The organism is Achromobacter sp. EG18, from assembly GCF_059759395.1.
Genome location: NZ_CM186213.1, coordinates 5,891,623 through 5,910,042, shown reverse-complemented (window position 1 = coordinate 5,910,042; position 18,420 = coordinate 5,891,623). Strand labels below are relative to the sequence as shown.

Below are 18,420 nucleotides of genomic sequence, written 5' to 3'. Positions count from 1 at the left end.
GATGCGGATAGAATCCGCGTTCTTGGATCTCGCGCGCGCGCCGCCGGGTCTGCCGGCGGCGCGCCGCGCCTTACTTCTGCACCAGCGGGCAGGCCGAATCGGCCAGCGGCTGGAAGGCCTCGGCCGCCGGGATGGTGGCCACCAGCTTGGAATAATCCCAACCGCCCTTGGATTCGGACGGCTTTTTCACCTCATACAGGTACATGTCGTGGATCACCCGGCCGTCGGGCCGGATCGAAGCATTGCGCATGATCGGATCCTTGATCGGCAGCTCGCGCATCTTGTCGGCCACCACCTTGCCGTCGGTGCTGCCCGAGGCCGCCACCGAACGCAGGTAGTGCAGCACGCTGGAATACACGCCGGCCTGCGTCATGGTCGGCTTCAGGCCGCGGAAGGCCTTCTCGAAGCGCGTCGACCACTGGCGCGTGGCGTCGTCGTAATCCCAGTAGAAGCCGTCCACGTACGACAGCCCCTGGGCGCTTTCCAGCCCCAGCGCGCGCAGGTCGGACAGGAAGATCAGCAGCGACACCAGGCGCTGGCCGCCGGCCACGATGCCGAATTCGCGCGCCTGCTTGACCGCGTTGACAGTGTCCTGGCCGCCATTGGCCAGCGCCACCACCTGCGCCTTGGAGCTTTGCGCCTGCAGCAGGTACGAAGCGAAGTCGGGGGCGTTGAGCGGATGGCGCACGCTACCGGCGACAGTGCCACCCAGCGCCTTGACCGCCTTGGCCGTGTCGGCCTCGAGCGAATGGCCGAAAGCGTAGTCGACGGTGATGAAGTACCAGGACTTGCCGCCCGCCCTGACCGTGGCCTTGGCGCCGCCGGCGGACTGCGAATAGGTGTCGAACATCCAGTGAAAGCCAACCGGCGAGCATTCCTTGTTGGTCAGCGCCGTGGTGGCCGGGCCGGAGAACATCACGACCTTGTTCTTTTCGCGCGCGATGCCCTGCACCGCCAGCGCCACGGCCGAGTTGGTCAGGTCGGCGATGGCGGTGACGCCGTCGCGGTCGAACCACTCGCGCGCCTTGGCCGCGCCCACGTCGGCCTTGTTCTGGTTGTCGGCCGACACCAGTTCGATCTTCATGCCCTTGCATTCCGCGGCCAGGCAATCGTCGATGGCCAACTGCGCCGCCGCCACCGAACCCGGCCCGCCCATGCCGGCGTAGGTGCCCGACATGTCGGTCAGGATGCCGATCTTCACGGGCGGTTTATCCGCCGCGTGCGCCTGACTCAACAGGGCAGCGCCCAGACAGAAGCCTGCGGCCAGCCCGCGTGCGTGCAATTCCATGGATTTGTCTCCTGAGTTTTATGCGTTATGGCGCCGTCTTTGCGGCCTGCGGCTCCTGGCGGTTGTCTCCCAGGGCTGCCGACCCAGTGTAGATGTGTGAAAATCAACAAGCAACACCAGAAATGCACATTCCTTGTGCATCAATGCACAAGCCTGTCAGGAGCGAAAAACGTGCTGGATTGGGACAGTCTGCGGTATTTCCTGGAGGTCGCCCGAACCCAGCGCGTCAGCGCCGCGGCGCGCAGGCTCGGGGTCGAGCACACCACGGTATCGCGCCGCATCCGCGCGCTGGAAACCGAGCTGGACACGCTGCTGTTCGAGAAGTCGCGCAGCGCCGGCTTCGTGCTGACCGAGGACGGCCAGCGCCTGTTCGTGCACGCCGAGCAGATGGAAAGCACGGTGCACAGCGCCCGCGAAACCCTGTCGGGGATCGGGCAGGCGCTGTCCGGCCACCTGCGCATCGGCGCCACCGAGGGCTTCGGCAGCTACGTGCTGACGCCGCTCGCAGCCGACTTCCAGCGGCGCTATCCGCACATCACGCTGGACATCCTGCCGGTGCCGCGCTTTGTCAGCCTGTCCAAGCGCGAGGCCGACCTGGCGATCACCATCGAGCGCCCCCAGCGCGGCCCGTACGTCTGCAGCAAGCTGTGCGATTACACCTTGCGCCTGTACGGCACGCCCGAGTACCTGGCCCGTCATCCACCGATCCGGGGCCGCGCCGACCTGGCCGGGCACAGTTTCATCGGCTACGTCGACGAACTGCTGTTCAGCGAACGCCTGCGCTACCTGGAAGACCTGCTGCCCGCCAGCCGCGTGGTGTTGCGCAGCACCAGCGTGGTGGCGCAATACCACGCGGCGCTGCAGGGCCAGTCGCTGGCCATCCTGCCCTGCTTCATCGCGGCGCAGGATCCGCGGCTCAAGCCGGTGCTGGAAAAGGAAGTGGAGATCACGCGATCGTTCTGGATGTACTGCCACGAGGACCTGCGCAAGCTCAAGCGCGTGACGGTGCTGTGGGAATTCATCCGCAAGTCGGTGCTACGGAACGCCGACCTGCTGGCCGGCAAGCGCGGCACCATGAAATACCTGCCCTGAGCAGGCCTGGCAATCCGGGACCGGGGCAGCCGCGCCGCAAGCGCGGCGGCCACCCTCGGCCGGCCGCCATGATTGCGTGGCGGGGCCGCGCTTTCCGCCCCTAGCTGTTCTTGGGCGCCTTGACCCGCAGGCGGCGCATCAGCAGGAATGCCGTGAACATGGCCACGACGACGTGGATCGCCACCGTGCCCACGCCGAAGCTGAGCTTGCCATTGGAAATCCAGGCGCGCGACAGGTTGATCAGGTTCATGTAGAGCAGGCCCACCAGGCCGGCGATGAGCAGGTCGCCGGAACGGCCCAAGCGCGGATTCACCGCCCCCAGCGGGATCGCCAGCAGCGCCAGGTTGAGCGCGGCCAGCGGCAGCGAAATGCGCCACATCACCTGCGACCAGCTGCTGCTGGTGTTGTCGGCCATCAGCTGCGGCGTGGTGCGGGCCTTGGACGAGCGTTCGGCGGCCGCGCGGGCCTCGGCGACCGGGTCATCGCCGCCCTTGCTCTCCAGGCGCAGGCCGTATTTCTCGAAGTGCACCAGGCGGATCTCGGGCGTGCCCGGCTTGAGGTCATAGCGGTGCCCTTCCCCCAGCACCAGGAAGCGGTCGCCATTGGGCAGGGTTTCGCTATGGGCGCTGCTGGCGGTCAGGACGCTCAGCCATTCGGGGCCGGTTTCGCGCGCGAACACATTGCCCAGTTCGTCGGTAGGCTTGGCCGGGTCCTCGGCGAAGAACACGCGATTGCCGCCAGCCGACTCCGCGAACTGGCCCGCGGTCACCTTGGACAGGTCGGAACGCTGCTCGAAGCGTTCATGGTATTCGCCGATCTGGCGATAAGCCCACGGCGCGGCCACCAGCGTCAGGCCCGCGACCGCGATGGCCACGGGAACGGCGACGCGCAGCACCGGCTTGAGCCAGTCTGCCAGCGACAGGCCGCTGGCGAACCACACCACCATCTCGGATTCCCGATAGTTGCGCGTGACCGTGGTGAGCACCGCGATGAAGACCGACACCGCCAGGATGGTCGGCAAGGCCGTGATGGTGGACAGCGCGGCCAGCACGAGCACGACGTCCGCCCCGATGTTGCCGCCCGCCGCCTCACCGAGCAGGCGCACCAGCAGCACGCTGAGCCATACGATGAGCAACGTGGAAAAGACAACGCCAGCGTGACTGGTGATCTCGCTGACGACAGAGCGTTTGAATAGAGACATGGGAGAATATGCGGGATAATCGACCGCATCATACAGACGCACACGGGAAACCCTCATGGAATTTAGCACACAGACCACCGCTTCCCTGCACCAGATCAAAACCGCCGCGCTGGCGGTCGGGATCTACGCCGACGGCGTGTTGAGCCCCGCCGCCGACCTGATCGACCGCGCTTCCAACGGCGCCGTGCGCGCCGTCGCCAAGAGCGAGTTCCGCGGCCGTGCCGGCTCGACCCTGGTGCTGCGTTCCCTGCCGGGCGTGTCGGCCCAGCGCGTGGTCCTGGTCGGCCTGGGCAAGCAGGACGAATACTCGGCCCGCGCCCACGCCTCCGCCGAACAGGCCTTCGCCGCCGCCTGCGTCGCCGCGCAACTGACCGAAGGCGTGTCGACCCTGGCCGCCAACCCCATCGCCGACGTGGCCCTCATCGCCCGCGCCCGCAGCGCGGCCATCGCCGCCGGCAGCGCCACCTATCACTACGACGCCAGCTTCGGCAAGCCCGACCGCGACGCCCGTCCCAAGCTCAAGAAGATCGTGCAGATCGTCGAGCGCGCCGACGCCAGCCAGGCGCAGAAGGGCCTGCGCGAAGGCGCCGCCATCGCCAACGGCATGGAACTGACCCGCACCCTGGGCAACCTGCCGGGCAATATCTGCACCCCCACCTATCTGGGCGACACCGCCAAGCGCCTGGCGCGCGAATTCAAGTCGCTCAAGGTCGAAGTCATGGACCGCAAGCAGGTCGAGGCCCTCGGCATGGGCTCGTTCCTGTCGGTGGCGCGCGGCTCCGAGGAAGCGCTGCGCTTCATCGTCCTGCGCCACGCCGGCAAGCCCGCCAAGAAGGGCGCCAAGGCGTCCGACGGCCCCATCGTGCTGGTCGGCAAGGGCATCACCTTCGACGCCGGCGGCATCTCGCTCAAGCCGGCCGCCATCATGGACGAAATGAAGTACGACATGTGCGGCGCCGCCAGCGTGCTCGGCTCGTTCCGCGCGCTGGCCGAACTGGAACTGCCGCTGGACGTGATCGGCCTGATCCCGGCCTGCGAAAACCTGCCCAGCGGCAAGGCCAACAAGCCGGGCGACGTGGTCACCAGCATGGCCGGCCTGACCATCGAGATCCTCAATACCGACGCCGAAGGCCGCCTGGTGCTGTGCGACGCGCTGACCTACGCCGAGCGCTTCAAGCCGTCCACCGTCATCGACATCGCCACCCTGACCGGCGCCTGCGTCGTGGCCCTGGGCCACGTCAACACCGGCCTGTTCACCAAGGACGACGCGCTGGCCGAGGCCCTGTCCGCCGCCGGCCGCCAGTCCCTTGACACCGCCTGGCGCATGCCGATGGACGACGCCTACCAGGAACAGCTCAAGTCCAACTTCGCCGACCTGGCCAACATCGGCGGCCCCCCGGCCGGGGCGGTCACGGCCGCCTGCTTCCTGTCGCGCTTCACCAAGTCGTACCGCTGGGCCCACCTGGACATCGCCGGCACCGCCTGGAAGAGCGGCAAGGACAAGGGCGCCACGGGCCGTCCCGTGCCGCTGCTGATGCAGTTCCTGCTGGATCAGGCTTGAACCGCCACGCACGGAAACCGGCATGACGCGCATCGATTTCGCCTTCGGCGCGCCCGACCGCCTGCGCATGGCCTGCCAGGTGGTGCGCAAGCGCTACCTGGCGGGTCAGCGGCTGGTGGTGTACTGTAAGGAAGGCTCGCGCCTGGCGGCCTTCGATCGCATGCTCTGGGCCTTCGACGACACCTCGTTCGTGCCGCACGTCCTGGCCAACGATCCGCTGGCGGCCGAAACGCCCGTCGTCCTGACCGCCGGTGATCCCTGGCAGGCGGCCCAGGCCGCCGTCGCGGACGGCCAGCCCCAGCCCTGGCTGCTCAACCTCGACGATGCCTGCCCCCCGGGCTTCGACGCCTTCGAGCGCCTGCTCGAAATCGTCTCCGACGATCCCGACGACAAGCAGGCCGCGCGCCAGCGCTGGCGCGCCTACCAGGGCGCCGGCCATACGCCGCAGAGCCACGACCTGAGCCAGCGCCAGTCGGGCGCCTGAGCGCCCTTTACGCCCCCTCGCGCCGCCCCGGGCGGCGCCATCTCGATCCTCGGGAGCCCCCATGCCCCACCACCCTTCCGATCCCGGCATCCCCACCCTGACCCAACGGGCCGAACCGACGCTGTCGCCATCCGCGCCGCCGGTCGGCGCGGCGCGCGGCGCCACCGATGCGTACCCCGATGACGCCTTTCCCCTGCTGACGGAAGTGGCCGACGCGGATGTCCCCGTGCTGACGGATCCGGCCGGCGGCGACGATTTCCCGCTGCTCACCGACCCCGTCGACGACCACGGCGTGCCGCTACTCACGGACGCCCCGGATGACGGCGCCGGCACGGCCATGCCGTCCGACACGCCCCCGCCCGCGATCCTGGCCGCCCGCCTGCAGGCGGAAGTCGAGCAGGCCATGCGCGCCGCCCTGGCCGACGCCATCACCCGGATCCAGGCGCACATGGACGAAGAACTGCCCCGCATCGTCGCCCGGGTGCTGCGGGACGTCAGGCCAGGTTGAAACCGGCGCAAGCGTCCCCATAATGGGGTCATACCGCAGGATCATGCGGGTCCGCCCGATGCGTTAATTCCTTCGAAAACTGGATTCTTCAGGGAACTGTAAGGTATCCTTGGCATCTAAGCCTTCTAGGCAAATCAATTTCTGCCGTACACAGGAGTCCTCCATGAACGAATATCGTCCGTCCCCCTTCAACCGTTCCGGCGCCCTCGCCGGCGCGCCGGGCGAGGTCGTGCGCAACAAAGTGCTGCGCAACACCTATTGGCTCCTGGCGCTCTCGCTGATCCCGACCGTGCTGGGCGCGGCCGTCGGCCTGTACACCGGCATCAACCGGGTCATGGGCGCCAGCCCGGGCCTGTCCGCCATCGTGTTCCTGGTGGGCGCCTTCGGCATGATGTTCGCCATCGAGAAGAACAAGAACAACTCGCTGGGCGTGGTGCTGCTGCTCGCCTTCACGTTCTTCATGGGCGTGATGCTGTCGCGCCTGCTCGGTTTCGTGATGGGCTTCAGCAACGGCTCGCAGCTGGTCATGACGGCCTTCGGCGGCACCGCGATCGTGTTCGGCACGATGGCCACGCTGGCCACCACCATCAAGCGCGACTTGTCCGGCCTGCAGAAATTCCTGTTCATCGGCGCCGTCGTGATCCTGGTGGCGGCCCTGGCCAACATCTTCCTGCAGTTGCCCGCGCTGATGCTGACCATCTCGGTGCTGGCCATCGTGATCTTCTCGGCGTTCATGCTGGTCGACCTGCAGCGCGTCGTGAACGGCGGTGAAACCAACTACGTGTCCGCCACGCTGGCCATCTACCTGGACGTCTACAACGTCTTCTCGAACCTGCTGATGCTGCTGGGCATCTTCGGCGGCAACCGCGAATAAGCGCGCCGCGCTACAGTCGCAAGGGCCTGCATGCAACATGCAGGCCCTTTTTCATTGGAGCGAGCCATGCCCGACCGCCGCCGATTCCTGCAAGCCGCCGCCTGCGCTTCCCTGCTGGCCCAGCCGTGGGCGGCAGGGGCGCTGACCACGCGACAGCCGATGCTGGCCCGCCCCATCTGGTCGACCGGCGAGATGCTGCCTGTGGTCGGACTCGGCACGGCCGACACCTTCAACGTATCGCCGTCGGATGCGGCCGCGATGGCGCCGCTGGCCCAGGTGGTGGACGCGCTGCTGGACGGGCGCGGTTCGCTGATCGACACCGCCCCCAGCTATGGCCTGGCAGAGACCGTCACCGGCGCGCTGCTGGCGCGCGAGCCGGACCGGCGTCCGCAGGTATTCCTGGCCACCAAGATCAGCGTCCAGGGACACGATGCGGCCAGGCGCCAGATCGAACAGTCGCGGCGCGCGCTGCGCACCGACAAGCTCGACCTGATCCAGGTGCACAACCTCATCGACACCCGCAACCAACTGGCGTTGTTGCGCGACCTGAAGCGGCAAGGCCTGACGCGCTACATCGGCATCACCCACTACACCGACCACGCCCACGACGAACTCACCGAACTGGTCGAACGCGAGAAGCCCGACTTCCTGCAGATCAACCTGTCGGTCGGCGCCCGCAACGCCGAAAAGCGCCTGCTGCCGGCCTGCCAGGCCAATGGTGTCGCGGTGCTCATCAACCGGCCCTTCCAGGACGGCGCGCTGTTCCGCCAGGTCAAGGGCCGGCCGCTGCCAGAGCTGGCCGCCGAAATCGGCTGCACCTCGTGGGCCCAGTTGTTCCTGAAATTCATCATCGGCCACCCGGCCGTCACCGCAGTCATCCCCGCCACCTCCAAGCCGGCCAACATGGCGGACAACGCGCGGGCCGGTTTCGGGCCGCAACCGGACGCGGCGCTGCGCGAACGCATCGCCGCCCTGCTGGGCTGAAGCCATGCGCGCCGCCGGATCCTGGCGCCAGCGGGCGGCGCAAGCGCTGGGGATTCAACCCGACGAACTGCCTGCGGGCGCCTGCGGCTTCGCGTTTTTCTTTTGCCTGTTCTGCGGCTATTTCATGCTGCGCCCCATCCGCGAGACGCTGGGCATCCAGGCCGGCGTCGACCAGTTGCAGTGGCTCTTCACCGCCACCTTCCTTGCCATGCTGGCGGTGGTGCCGTTGTTCGGCTGGCTGTCGGCCCGGGTGGCGCGCGCCACGCTGGTGACGTGGGCCTACGCCGCCTTCGCCGTCACCATGGCCGGCTACGCTGCACTGTTCCACTGGCGGCCGGACAGCGTCTGGGCCGCGCGCAGCTTCTACGTCTGGCTGTCGGTCTTCAACCTGTTCGTGGTCTCGCTTGGCTGGAGCCTGATGGCCGACGTGTTCCGCATGGACTCGGCCAAGCGCCTGTTCGCCTTCATCGCCGCCGGCGCCAGCGCCGGCGGGCTGTGCGGCCCCTTGCTCGGCGGCCTGTTGGCCGGCGCGCTGGGTCCGGCGGGCCTGTTGCTGCTGTCGGCCCTGCTGCTGACGGCCACGCTGCCGCTCAAGCGTTGGCTGCTGCGCTGGCGCGCCGCCGTTCGCCCCGAGGCCGACACCGCCGAACTGGCGACGCCGATTGCGGGCGCGACGCTGGCCGGCCTGGCTCGGGTGTTCCAATCGCCCTTCCTGCTGGGCGTCGCCGTGCTGGTGCTGCTGCTGGCCACCCTCAACACCTTTCTCTACATGGAACAGGCGCGGCTGGTGGCCGGCGCCTTCACCGACACGGCGCAGCGCATCCGGGTCTTCGCCGCGCTGGACTTCACGGTCCAGGCGCTATCGCTGTTGTCGCAACTGTTCCTCACCAGCCGCCTCGCCGCCCGGCTGGGGGTGCGCTTCCTGATGGCGGCGGTGCCGCTGGCCATGGCGCTGGCCTTCCTGGTGCTGGCGATCCATCCGGTGTTCGCCGTGCTGGCGGGCGCGATGATCCTGCGTCGCGTGGGGGAATACGCCCTGGTCAAGCCGGGGCGCGAGATGCTGTTCACCGCGGTGCCGCCCGAAGACAAGTACAAGACCAAGAACGTCATCGACACCGTCGTCTACCGCGCCGGCGACGCGGCCAGCGGCTGGGTCAAGGCCGGCATCGACGCGCTCGGCCATGGCGTGGCGCTGATCGCCTTGCTGGGTGCGCTGTGCGCGCTGGCGGCCGCGGCGCTCGGCTATGGATTGGGCCGCCGGGCGGATCGGCGGGCACCAGACAGTCATTAGATTTCTCCAAACATCCATCTGAGCAAGGCGAACGGATTTCCCTCGCGGCCGCCGCACAATAGCGCAGCCCATCCACGTTACGGGAATCGCCATGACACGCATTGCCAGCCTTGCCGCCCTGTTGCTCAGCCTGACCGCCGCGCCCGCGCTGGCCGATTACCCCGAACGTCCGATCACCTTGATCGTGCCCGCCGCCGCCGGCGGCAATGCCGACATCACCGCGCGCCTCATCGGCCAGGAGATGGCGCGCGTGCTGGGCCAGGCCGTGGTGGTGGAAAACCGCGTCGGCGCCGGGGGCCGCATCGGCACGCAGGCGCTGGTGCGCGCCCCGGCCGATGGATACACCATCGGCTACGCCCACGTCGGCACGCTGGTGTTGCATCGCTACCTCTTCAAGCAACAGCTGTACGACCTGGACCGCGATATCGCGCCGGTCGGATTGGTGGCAGAAACCCCCAACGTCATCGTCGTCAACGCAGCCTCGCCGTACCGCGATCTCAAGAGCTTCATCGACGCCAGCCGCGCCCAGCCCGACCGGCTGACCATGACCTCGGCCGACCCCGGCACCACCAGCGAGGTCGGCGTCAAGCTGTTCATCGCGCAGACGGGCGCCGCCGTGCGCCAGATTCCGTACAAGGCCACCGCCGCCCAGTTGGCCGACCTGCTGGGCGGCCACGTGGACTCGATGATGGAGAACCTGCCCCCCCTCATCGGCAACCTGAAGGATGGCCGCCTGCGCGCCCTGGCCGTAACCACCAAGCGCCGCGCCGCCTCCAATCCGGACGTGCCGACCGTGGCCGAGCAGGGCTACCCGGACTACGAGCAATCGGCCTGGAGCGCGCTGGTGGCGCCGGCCGGCACCCCGCCCGCCGTCATCGCGCGGTTGAACGCCGCCATGAACACGGCGCTGCATTCGGAAGCCGTCGCCCGCGAACTGCGCAGCCGCTCGCAGGAACCGCTGGGCGGCACGCCCGCCGACGTCAAGACCCAGATTCAAAAGGAACTGCCCAAATGGGAAAACATCATCAAGGCGGCCGGCACCACGCTGGACTGATGACGGCCAGCCCGCACGCCGGAGACGCACCATGGCCAAGGTAAGCCGAGAGGATTTCACCTGCGCCGCGGCCACCAATGCCTCGGCCTACCGGCGCGTCACGGTGCCGGTGCTGAAGATCGAGGCCGGGCCCGGCCCCGCCGTGGCGCTGATGGCCGGTGTGCATGGCGACGAATGGGAAGGCCAGGCAGCCCTCCTGCAACTGTGGCAACTGCTGCCCGGCGTCCTGCAGCGCGGCACGGTCTATCTGCTGCCCGCCGCCAACGCCGAGGCGTCGCTGGCCGGCACCCGCCTGTCGCCCTCGGATGACGGCAACCTCAATCGCGCCTTCCTGGGCGCCCCGGCGCGCGGCTATACCGAAAGCGTGGCCGCCGCGCTGGAAGCACGGCTGCTGCCGCGCATCCAGGCGCTGGTGGACGTGCACAGCGGCGGCGCCTCGCTGCGTTACCTGCCGTCGTCGGTGATCACCCGCTACGGCGACGATGCGCTCGATGAGCGCCTGCCTGCGCTGGCACGCGCCTTCGGCCTGCCTCATTGCGTGTTCTTTCGCGGCACCGAGAGCGGCTCCCTGCCGGCCGCCGCCAGTCGCCTGGGCGTGCTGCGGCTGAGCGCGGAGATCGGCGGCGGCCGCGAAACCACCCGCGCACTGGTCGAACGCTGCCGCGACGGCCTGCTCGGCTGCCTGGCCGAACTCGGCTTGCTGGCCGGCGCTTCGTCGCGCCAGGCCAGCCCCACGCTGCACAACCTGGAGCCCCCCGCCGCCACCCTGCGTGCGCGCGACAGCGGCGTCTTCATCCCAGCCGTCGACCTGGGTCAGACCGTAACGGCCGGCCAGACCATCGGCCAGTTGATCGAACCGGCGCGGCCCGACCTGCCCGCGCGCAACCTGGCCAGCCCGCAGGCCGGCACCGTCGTCTGCCTGCGCGCCATCGCCCGCAGCGACGACGGCGATTGCCTGCTGCAGGTGGCCCCCGCCCTTTCCCTGGACTCCCTAGCCTCGTTGTACTGACCCATGCAGATGAATCCCCGCTTGTCCGGCCTGCGCTGCCTGCGCTGCGAAGCCCTGCTGCCTCCCGCCGACTACCCCGAAGGCTGCCCTCACTGCCTTGAAGCCGGCCATCCCGCGTCGCTGGAATGCCGCTACGATGCGGCGCCCGGCGATGCCATGGACCTGCCGGTCTGGTCTCCGGTCACCCTCGGCGAGGGCGCCACGCCCTGCCTGGAGGCCGGGTCCCTGGCGCAGGCCGAAGGCGTCGGGCGGTTGTGGCTCAAGTGCGAAAGCGCCAATCCCACCGGCAGCCACAAGGACCGCATGGCGGCCCAGCTGGTGTCGCGCGCACGCCTGGCCGGCGCCACACGCGTGGCGGCGGCCTCCAGCGGCAATGCCGGCGTGTCGCTGGCGGCCTACTGTGCCGCCGCCGGGCTGCAGGCCGACATTGCCATCACCCGCAATTGCCCGCCCCTGCAACGGGAGGCCATGCAGCGCTTCGGCGCCCGCCTCACGGCCTTCGACGACAGCCTGGCGCGCTGGCCGCACGTGGCGGACCTGTGCCGCAACCAAGGCGCCTTCGCCGGCACCAATTACCTGAATCCGCCGGTCGGCACGCATCCGTACGGGGTCGAGGGCTACAAACCCATTGCCCAGGAAATCCTCGATGCCTGCGGCCTGCCCACCGATATCGTGGTGCCGACCGCACGCGGCGACCTGCTGTGGGGCATCCTGCTGGGTTGGCAGCACCTGCTGCGCGCCGGCCGCATCCCGCGGCTGCCGCGGCTGCACGCGGTCGAGCCCTATGCCCGCCTGTCGCGCGCCCGCAGCACCGGCGATGCGCGCGGCCTGTGGGAAGGCGCGACCGATCAGTACTCGATCGCCGGCGGCACCGTCACGCTGCAATCGCTGGAAGCGCTGAAGCGCTCGGGCGGCTCGCCGGTCGAAGTCTCCGACGCCGCCGCCGCCCAGGCGCAGCAGCGGTTGGAACGCATGGGGGTGGCCACCGAACTGTCGTCGGCGGCGGCGCTGGCGGCGGTCACGCGCTTGCGGCGCGCCGGCCAACTGGACGCCGAATCGTCGGTGGTGCTGATCCTGACGTCCGACGGCCGCCGCGGCTGACCGCCAAGGCCGGCGCGAGGCCCCGCCGCGCCGGATCGGCCGCCTCCCGGGCCTGCGATCGCTCTTCGGCCTCAGCCGCGCTTGAGGCCGTAGCGTTCCACCAAAGGCGCCAGGGCCGCGCGCAGGCAGGTCGCCCAGAACTTGCCGGCTTCCGACAATGGCCGGCTGCCGTGCACGATCATGTGGCATTCGAAATGCACCGGCGCCGCCAGCGGCCGGTGGCACAGCCCCGCGGCCTCCAGCCCCACGGCCGTGGCGGGGTTGGCGATGCCGACGCCGTGTCCCGCCAGCGCCAGGTGGCACACGGTGCTCGAATACGGCGTCTCGATCGCGATCTTGAGCCCCAGGCCGGCCTGCAGCAACAACGCGTCCAGCCGCTGGCGCGAGGCATCCTCGGCATTGAGCGCAATCACATCGGCTTCGGCCAGCTGTGCCAGGCCGACCTGCTGCAGACGCGCCAGGGGGTGCCCATCGGGAAATACCGCCACCGCCCGCAGGCTTGCCAGGCGATGGCCGCGCAGGCCTTCGAGTTCGGACTCATCGGCGACCGCGGCCAGGTCCAGCTCGCCCGATACCACCATGTCGCGCAAGGTATTCGAATCGCGGATCTGCAGGTACAGCGGCGTATCGGGGTAGCGCTGGCGAAAACGCGTGATCGCGTCGCTGACGATCGCACCGCTGTAGGCATGGATGCAACCGATGCGCAAGCGCGGCTGGGCCGCGCCGCGGATGGCGCGGATCTTGCGGCCCAGGGTTTCCAGGCCCACGTTCAGGCGGCGGATTTCCTCGTACAGCAGCGTGGCCTCGGGGGTGCGCTGCATGCGCTGGCGCACGCGTTCGAACAGGCGCAGTTCAATCGCGGCTTCGAGCGCGGCCAGGGTGGCGCTGACGGTGGCCGGCGACACATCCAGGCGCCGGGCTGCGGCGGTGACGCTCTCCGTTTCATAGACGGTGCGGAAAGTCTCGACCTGTTTGAGCGTGAAGGTCATGGCCGGGCTCGCCGCGGGTTCAGATGCGTTGCAGATCCATCAGCACCCGGCGCGTGGCCAGGGGCCGGCCCGCCAGGTTCTCGGCCAGCCGCTCGCGCAGATCGCGGCGCAGCGCCGGCTCGATGACGGGGTCGTCGAAGTCGGGCTCGGCCTCGTCCACGCCATAGCCGGTTTCGCGCAGCAGCGTCCATTCGAAGCGGCGCAAGGCGCCGGCCGCGCGCGTGCCGCCCGACAACTGCTGCAAGGCCATGTCGTAGGCGTCGAACAGCAGGGGATGGGCGTCTTCGCGCGGCAACAGCCGCAGCAACAGTTCATTCATGTACCAAGCCGACATCAGGGCGGTGCCGTTCAGGGCGCGCACGCCCATGATCTCGGCGCGGGTCAGGGTCTTGACCTCGCCGTTGCCGGTCCAGGACAGCAGCAGCGGCTGGAACGCCGACAGCACCGGACGCAGCACGGAATACGGGCGCTTGGCGCCCTTGGCGACCATGGCCACACAGCCGTGGTCGCGCGAGAAAGTCTGAACGATGAGGGACGTCTCGCGCCACGCCGTGGCGTGGAGCATGTATCCCGGGCGGTCCTGGACGCGAGGCGCCCGTCTACTCATAGCCCAGGTCGCGCAGCGCACTCTCGCGGTCGGACCAGCCCTTGCGCACCTTGATGTAGATCTCCAGGTGCACCGGCTTGTCCAGCAGCTTGGCGATGTCCTGCCGCGCCTCGGAGGCGATGCGTTTCATGTGCATGCCGCCGGTGCCCAGCAGGATGGGCTTGTGGCTGTCGCGCTCCACCACGACGCAGGCGGCGATGCGCGCGCCCTTGTCGGTCTCTTCCCATTGCTCGATCACGACCGTACAGCCGTAGGGCAGTTCGTCGCCCACCAGGCGGAAGATCTTCTCGCGCACCAATTCGGCCGCGATGAAGCGCATCGGCCGGTCGGTCAGGGTGTCTTCCTCGAACATCGGCTCGCCTTCCGGCAGGCGCGCGGCGATTTCCTGCAGCAGCTGGTCGAGCTGCTGGTTCTTGGTGGCGCTGACCGGCACCACGGCGCCGAACGGATGCAGCGCCATGATCTTCGAGACGAAGGCGAACAATTCATCGCGGTTCTTGAGCGCGTCGATCTTGCTGACGGCCAGGATGGTGCGCTCCGGCGCCGGCAGCAACGGCAGCAGCTTGGCGTCGCCCTCCGACCACTTGCCAGCCTCGACCACGTGCACCACCACGTCGACGTCGGCCAGCGCCTGCGTCACCACGCGGTTCATCATGCGGTTCATGGCGCCGCCATGACGCGTCTGGAAGCCCGGCGTATCGACGAACACGAACTGCTCGTGGTCGCGCGTCAGCACCCCGTGGATGCGGTGGCGCGTGGTCTGCGCCTTGCGCGACACGATGGAAATCTTGGAACCGATCAACGCGTTCGTCAGCGTGGACTTGCCCACGTTGGGGCGGCCCACGATGGCCACGAAACCGGTACGGAAAGGGGTATCGCTCATTTAGTCTCTTGGGACACTGCCACGGGCAGCGACAACTGCGCGGTCTTGCGCGCCTTGCCCGACTTGCGGGCGGCCTTGGACGCCGGGCTGATGGCCTGCGCCGCCTCCAGCGCCAGCTTGGCGGCCGACTGCTCGGCCGCGCGGCGGCTGGCGCCGGGCGCGTTCACCTTGATCTCGAGCGCCGGAATGGCGCATTCGACCTCGAACTGCTGGCTGTGGGCCGCGCCATGCGTGGCCACCACGGTGTACACGGGCAAGGCCAGCTTGCGGCCTTGCAGGAATTCCTGCAGCAAGGTCTTGGCGTCCTTGCCCAGGGTCTTGGGATCGACCGAGGCCAGCACCGGCTGGTACTGGCGCACGATCACGCGGCGGGCGGCATCGAAACCGGCGTCCAGGAACACGGCGCCGAACAGGGCCTCGACCGTGTCGGCCAGGATCGACGGACGACGGAAACCGCCGCTCTTCAATTCACCCTCGCCCAGGCGCAGGTATTGGGACAGTTCCAGGCGCTGGGCGATATCCGCCAACGAGGCCTGCTTGACCAGATTGGCGCGCAGGCGCGACAGGTCGCCCTCGTCGATTTTCGAATAACGCTCGAACAGCATCGCCGCGACGACGAAGTTGAGCACGGAATCCCCGAGGAACTCCAGGCGCTCGTTGTGGCGCGCACCGTGGCTGCGGTGGGTCAGCGCCTGTTCAAGCAGTGCTGGGTCACCGAAGTGGTGATCCAGCCGGTTTTCTAGCGTGGCTAGCGACATAATCAGTTGAACCGGCCGATGCGGCTGAGATCGCTGAAATTCATCCAGATGAAGAACGCCTTTCCGACGATATTGGATTCCGGCACGAAACCCCAGTATCGGCTGTCGGCGCTGTTGTCCCGATTATCGCCCATGGCGAAGTATTGCCCCTCCGGTACTTTGCAGCGTACCCCATCGCGGGAATATTGGCAGTTCCCGAGGTTGGGAAATTGGTATTGCGGGCGATATTCCTGCGGCCTGCCTTCATCAAGCAGGATATTGTGGCTAACTTCGCCTAATTTTTCTTTATATTGTGCGATATAAGAGACACGATCGGGTTCGAAATAATCGCCATCCCGCACATGCGTCACCAATTGGCCGTTCACGTACAGCTTTTTGTCGATGTACGCCACTTCGTCGCCCGGCAGACCCACCACGCGCTTGATGTAGTCGACGTCCGGGTCCACCGGGTAGCGGAACACGAACACGTCGCCGCGCTGCGGCTTGCCGATATCGACCACCTTCTTGTCGATGACCGGAAGGCGCAGGCCGTAGCTGAACTTGTTCACCAGGATCAGATCGCCGGATTGCAGCGTCGGCAGCATCGAACCCGACGGAATGCGGAACGGTTCCACCACGAACGATCGCAGCACGAACACGAACAGGATCACGGGGAAGAAGCTGACCGCGTATTCGATCCACCACGGCACGCGACGGGCCTTGTCGCCGGCCTCGCGCCGCAGGCGCTCGGCTTCTTGCGAATCGCCGATCAGCGCCGCGTCGTACTGCGCCATCGCCTCTTGCGCCCGGCGCTCGCGGCCGCGCCGCAATACGGCCAGATCGAGCGCCCAGATAATGCCGGTCAGCACCAGCAGAACAAACAGGATCAGGGCAAAGTTCCAACTCATCAGCTAACCGCCTTCTCGGGTTCTATTTGTCTTCCACCTGCAGGATGGCCAGGAAGGCCTCTTGCGGAATTTCCACGGTACCGACCTGCTTCATGCGCTTCTTGCCCGCCTTCTGCTTTTCCAGCAGCTTCTTCTTGCGCGAGATGTCGCCGCCATAGCACTTGGCCAGCACGTTCTTGCGCAGCGCCTTGACGTTCTCGCGGGCGATGATTTCGGCGCCGATGGCGGCCTGGATCACCACGTCGAACATCTGCCGCGGAATCAGGCCGCGCATGCGCGTCACCACGTCGCGCGCGCGGTGGCGGGCGTTGCTGCGGTGGACGATCACGGCCAGCGCGTCGACGCGGTCGTTGTTGATCAGCAGGTCCACCCGCACCACGTCGGCCGAGCGGTATTCGAGGAACTCATAGTCCATCGAGGCATAGCCGCGCGACACCGACTTGAGCTTGTCGAAGAAGTCCAGCACGATCTCGGCCAGCGGGATCTCGTACACCAGGTGCACCTGGCGGCCGTGATAGCTCATGTTGATCTGCACGCCGCGCTTGTTGTTGCACAGCGTCATCACGGGACCGACGTAGTCCTGCGGCATGAACAGCGTGACCTTCACGATCGGCTCGCGGATATCGGCGATCTTGCCGATTTCCGGCATGCGCGACGGGCTTTCGACGGTGATCACCGAACCATCGCGCTGCTCGACCTCGTACACCACCGACGGCGCGGTGGTGATGATGTCCATGTCGAACTCGCGCTCCAGGCGCTCCTGCACGATCTCCATGTGCAGCAGGCCGAGGAAGCCGCAGCGAAAGCCAAAGCCCAACGCCTGCGACACTTCGGGCTCGAACATCAGCGCGGCGTCGTTCAGCTTGAGCTTCTCGAGCGAATCGCGCAGTTGGTCGTATTCGGAGCTTTCGACCGGGTAGAGGCCGGCGAACACCTGCGGCTTGACTTCCTTGAAGCCGGGCAGCGGCGCGGCCGCAGGCTTGCTCGCGAGCGTCACGGTGTCGCCCACCTTGGCGTCCTCGAGTTGCTTGATGCCGGCGATGATGAAGCCCACCTCGCCCGCCGACAGGTGCGGACGCTGCTGCGACTTGGGCGTGAACACCCCGGTCTGCTCGCAAAGGTGGGTGGCGCCGGAAGCCATCAGCAGGATCTTGTCCTTGGGCTTGAGCATGCCGTTGACGATGCGCACCAGCATCACCACGCCCACGTAGTTGTCGAACCACGAATCGATGATCAGCGCCTGCAGCGGCGCCTCGGGATCGCCCTGGGGAGCCGGCACGCGCGCCACGATGGCCTCGAGGATCTCGTCGATGCCCATGCCGGTCTTGGCGCTGGCCAGCACCGCCTGCGAGGCGTCAATGCCGATGACGTCCTCGACCTCCTGGCGCGCGCCGTCTGGATCGGCCTGCGGCAGGTCCATCTTGTTCAGCACCGGCAGCACTTCCACGCCCAGCTCGATGGCGGTGTAGCAGTTGGCCACGGTCTGCGCTTCGACGCCCTGCGAGGCGTCAACCACCAGCAGCGCGCCCTCGCAGGCAGAGAGCGAGCGGCTGACTTCGTACGAGAAGTCGACGTGCCCCGGGGTGTCGATCAGGTTCAGGTTGTAGATCTTGCCGTCCTGCGCCTTGTAGTGCAGGGCGGCCGTCTGGGCCTTGATGGTAATGCCGCGCTCACGCTCGATCTCCATGGAGTCGAGCACCTGGGCCGACATTTCGCGATCCGCCAATCCGCCGCAGCGCTGGATCAGGCGATCGGCCAGGGTCGATTTGCCGTGATCGATGTGGGCAATGATGGAGAAGTTGCGAATATGCTGCATGCTTGAGTTTAAAAGGGACGGAACATTCGGCAA

18 protein-coding genes are annotated in these 18,420 nt (G+C 67.7%); 10 read left to right on the top strand and 8 right to left on the bottom strand.

Going from position 1 to position 18,420, the window contains the following annotated elements; all coding sequences use genetic code 11:
* Positions 1 to 70: 70 nt before the first annotated feature.
* Complete coding sequence (locus AC6CR5_RS27260) at positions 71 to 1,288, bottom strand: ABC transporter substrate-binding protein (protein ID WP_498085082.1); 1,218 nt, start codon at positions 1,286 to 1,288, stop codon at positions 71 to 73.
* A gap of 171 nt (positions 1,289 to 1,459) precedes the next feature.
* Between AC6CR5_RS27260 and AC6CR5_RS27255 the strand changes: the two genes are divergently transcribed.
* Positions 1,460 to 2,380 carry a LysR family transcriptional regulator gene (locus tag AC6CR5_RS27255; protein WP_006389312.1) on the top strand — a complete coding sequence of 307 codons (921 nt, stop codon included), beginning with the start codon at positions 1,460 to 1,462 and terminating at the stop codon, positions 2,378 to 2,380.
* 100 nt (positions 2,381 to 2,480) lie between these two features.
* On the opposite strand, the gene lptF is transcribed toward AC6CR5_RS27255, so the two are convergent.
* Complete coding sequence (gene lptF, locus AC6CR5_RS27250; protein WP_026382561.1) at positions 2,481 to 3,581, bottom strand: LPS export ABC transporter permease LptF; 1,101 nt, start codon at positions 3,579 to 3,581, stop codon at positions 2,481 to 2,483.
* Positions 3,582 to 3,636: 55 nt separating this feature from the next.
* On the opposite strand from lptF, the gene AC6CR5_RS27245 reads away from it, so the two are divergent.
* The 9 genes from AC6CR5_RS27245 to AC6CR5_RS27205 all read left to right on the top strand — a co-directional run bounded on the left by AC6CR5_RS27245 (position 3,637) and on the right by AC6CR5_RS27205 (position 12,447).
* Complete coding sequence (locus AC6CR5_RS27245) at positions 3,637 to 5,142, top strand: leucyl aminopeptidase (protein ID WP_498085081.1); 1,506 nt, start codon at positions 3,637 to 3,639, stop codon at positions 5,140 to 5,142.
* A 22-nt stretch (positions 5,143 to 5,164) separates the two neighbouring features.
* Positions 5,165 to 5,626 carry a DNA polymerase III subunit chi gene (locus AC6CR5_RS27240; protein ID WP_006389309.1) on the top strand — a complete coding sequence of 154 codons (462 nt, stop codon included), beginning with the start codon at positions 5,165 to 5,167 and terminating at the stop codon, positions 5,624 to 5,626.
* A 61-nt stretch (positions 5,627 to 5,687) separates the two neighbouring features.
* Entirely contained in the window at positions 5,688 to 6,134 is a 447-nt protein-coding gene (locus AC6CR5_RS27235) for a hypothetical protein (protein WP_024068113.1), read from the top strand.
* A gap of 163 nt (positions 6,135 to 6,297) precedes the next feature.
* Positions 6,298 to 7,008 (top strand): Bax inhibitor-1/YccA family protein, encoded by a 711-nt coding sequence (locus tag AC6CR5_RS27230; protein WP_006389307.1) that lies wholly within the window; start codon positions 6,298 to 6,300, stop codon positions 7,006 to 7,008.
* 66 nt (positions 7,009 to 7,074) lie between these two features.
* Positions 7,075 to 7,992, top strand: a complete 918-nt coding sequence (locus tag AC6CR5_RS27225; RefSeq protein WP_049055368.1) for an aldo/keto reductase — start codon at positions 7,075 to 7,077, stop codon at positions 7,990 to 7,992.
* Positions 7,993 to 7,996: 4 nt separating this feature from the next.
* Complete coding sequence (locus AC6CR5_RS27220) at positions 7,997 to 9,283, top strand: NTP/NDP exchange transporter (protein ID WP_054471973.1); 1,287 nt, start codon at positions 7,997 to 7,999, stop codon at positions 9,281 to 9,283.
* Between the two features lie 91 nt (positions 9,284 to 9,374).
* Entirely contained in the window at positions 9,375 to 10,337 is a 963-nt protein-coding gene (locus tag AC6CR5_RS27215; protein ID WP_006389304.1) for a Bug family tripartite tricarboxylate transporter substrate binding protein, read from the top strand.
* Between the two features lie 31 nt (positions 10,338 to 10,368).
* Positions 10,369 to 11,346 carry a M14 family metallopeptidase gene (locus AC6CR5_RS27210; protein WP_026382566.1) on the top strand — a complete coding sequence of 326 codons (978 nt, stop codon included), beginning with the start codon at positions 10,369 to 10,371 and terminating at the stop codon, positions 11,344 to 11,346.
* A 3-nt stretch (positions 11,347 to 11,349) separates the two neighbouring features.
* Positions 11,350 to 12,447: a pyridoxal-phosphate dependent enzyme gene (locus tag AC6CR5_RS27205; RefSeq protein WP_045952807.1), complete on the top strand. Its 1,098-nt coding sequence runs from the start codon at positions 11,350 to 11,352 to the stop codon at positions 12,445 to 12,447.
* A gap of 71 nt (positions 12,448 to 12,518) precedes the next feature.
* Here the strand turns inward: AC6CR5_RS27205 and AC6CR5_RS27200 are convergent, their stop codons facing one another.
* The 6 genes from AC6CR5_RS27200 to lepA are packed head-to-tail and all read right to left on the bottom strand — an operon-like array spanning position 12,519 to position 18,387.
* The gene (locus AC6CR5_RS27200; RefSeq protein WP_020924688.1) at positions 12,519 to 13,436 is read right to left on the bottom strand and encodes a LysR substrate-binding domain-containing protein; all 918 of its coding nucleotides are present in this window, start codon (positions 13,434 to 13,436) and stop codon (positions 12,519 to 12,521) included.
* A 19-nt stretch (positions 13,437 to 13,455) separates the two neighbouring features.
* Positions 13,456 to 14,043: a DNA repair protein RecO gene (gene recO, locus AC6CR5_RS27195; protein WP_026382568.1), complete on the bottom strand. Its 588-nt coding sequence runs from the start codon at positions 14,041 to 14,043 to the stop codon at positions 13,456 to 13,458.
* Positions 14,036 to 14,926 (bottom strand): GTPase Era, encoded by an 891-nt coding sequence (gene era, locus AC6CR5_RS27190; RefSeq protein ID WP_006389299.1) that lies wholly within the window; start codon positions 14,924 to 14,926, stop codon positions 14,036 to 14,038. The genes recO and era overlap by 8 nt, the downstream gene beginning before the upstream one ends.
* On the bottom strand, positions 14,923 to 15,684 hold the full coding sequence (gene rnc, locus AC6CR5_RS27185; protein ID WP_006389298.1) for a ribonuclease III: 762 nt from the start codon (positions 15,682 to 15,684) through the stop codon (positions 14,923 to 14,925). The genes era and rnc overlap by 4 nt, the downstream gene beginning before the upstream one ends.
* 2 nt (positions 15,685 to 15,686) lie before the next feature.
* Positions 15,687 to 16,571, bottom strand: a complete 885-nt coding sequence (gene lepB, locus AC6CR5_RS27180; RefSeq protein WP_006389297.1) for a signal peptidase I — start codon at positions 16,569 to 16,571, stop codon at positions 15,687 to 15,689.
* A gap of 22 nt (positions 16,572 to 16,593) precedes the next feature.
* On the bottom strand, positions 16,594 to 18,387 hold the full coding sequence (lepA, locus tag AC6CR5_RS27175) for a translation elongation factor 4 (RefSeq protein ID WP_006389296.1): 1,794 nt from the start codon (positions 18,385 to 18,387) through the stop codon (positions 16,594 to 16,596).
* Positions 18,388 to 18,420: the final 33 nt, after the last annotated feature.

Bases quoted from the DNA above. Each gene is read 5' to 3' on its own strand.
- AC6CR5_RS27260 (WP_498085082.1), bottom strand. From the start codon at position 1,288: ATGGAATTGCACGCACGCGGGCTGGCCGCAGGCTTCTGTCTGGGCGCT.
- lptF (WP_026382561.1), bottom strand. From the start codon at position 3,581: ATGTCTCTATTCAAACGCTCTGTCGTCAGCGAGATCACCAGTCACGCT.
- AC6CR5_RS27225 (WP_049055368.1), top strand. From the start codon at position 7,075: ATGCCCGACCGCCGCCGATTCCTGCAAGCCGCCGCCTGCGCTTCCCTG.
- AC6CR5_RS27215 (WP_006389304.1), top strand. From the start codon at position 9,375: ATGACACGCATTGCCAGCCTTGCCGCCCTGTTGCTCAGCCTGACCGCC.
- AC6CR5_RS27240 (WP_006389309.1), top strand. From the start codon at position 5,165: ATGACGCGCATCGATTTCGCCTTCGGCGCGCCCGACCGCCTGCGCATG.
- AC6CR5_RS27220 (WP_054471973.1), top strand. From the start codon at position 7,997: ATGCGCGCCGCCGGATCCTGGCGCCAGCGGGCGGCGCAAGCGCTGGGG.
- era (WP_006389299.1), bottom strand. From the start codon at position 14,926: ATGAGCGATACCCCTTTCCGTACCGGTTTCGTGGCCATCGTGGGCCGC.
- AC6CR5_RS27235 (WP_024068113.1), top strand. From the start codon at position 5,688: ATGCCCCACCACCCTTCCGATCCCGGCATCCCCACCCTGACCCAACGG.
- AC6CR5_RS27210 (WP_026382566.1), top strand. From the start codon at position 10,369: ATGGCCAAGGTAAGCCGAGAGGATTTCACCTGCGCCGCGGCCACCAAT.
- AC6CR5_RS27230 (WP_006389307.1), top strand. From the start codon at position 6,298: ATGAACGAATATCGTCCGTCCCCCTTCAACCGTTCCGGCGCCCTCGCC.
- recO (WP_026382568.1), bottom strand. From the start codon at position 14,043: ATGAGTAGACGGGCGCCTCGCGTCCAGGACCGCCCGGGATACATGCTC.
- lepB (WP_006389297.1), bottom strand. From the start codon at position 16,571: ATGAGTTGGAACTTTGCCCTGATCCTGTTTGTTCTGCTGGTGCTGACC.
- AC6CR5_RS27205 (WP_045952807.1), top strand. From the start codon at position 11,350: ATGCAGATGAATCCCCGCTTGTCCGGCCTGCGCTGCCTGCGCTGCGAA.
- AC6CR5_RS27200 (WP_020924688.1), bottom strand. From the start codon at position 13,436: ATGACCTTCACGCTCAAACAGGTCGAGACTTTCCGCACCGTCTATGAA.
- rnc (WP_006389298.1), bottom strand. From the start codon at position 15,684: ATGTCGCTAGCCACGCTAGAAAACCGGCTGGATCACCACTTCGGTGAC.
- lepA (WP_006389296.1), bottom strand. From the start codon at position 18,387: ATGCAGCATATTCGCAACTTCTCCATCATTGCCCACATCGATCACGGC.
- AC6CR5_RS27245 (WP_498085081.1), top strand. From the start codon at position 3,637: ATGGAATTTAGCACACAGACCACCGCTTCCCTGCACCAGATCAAAACC.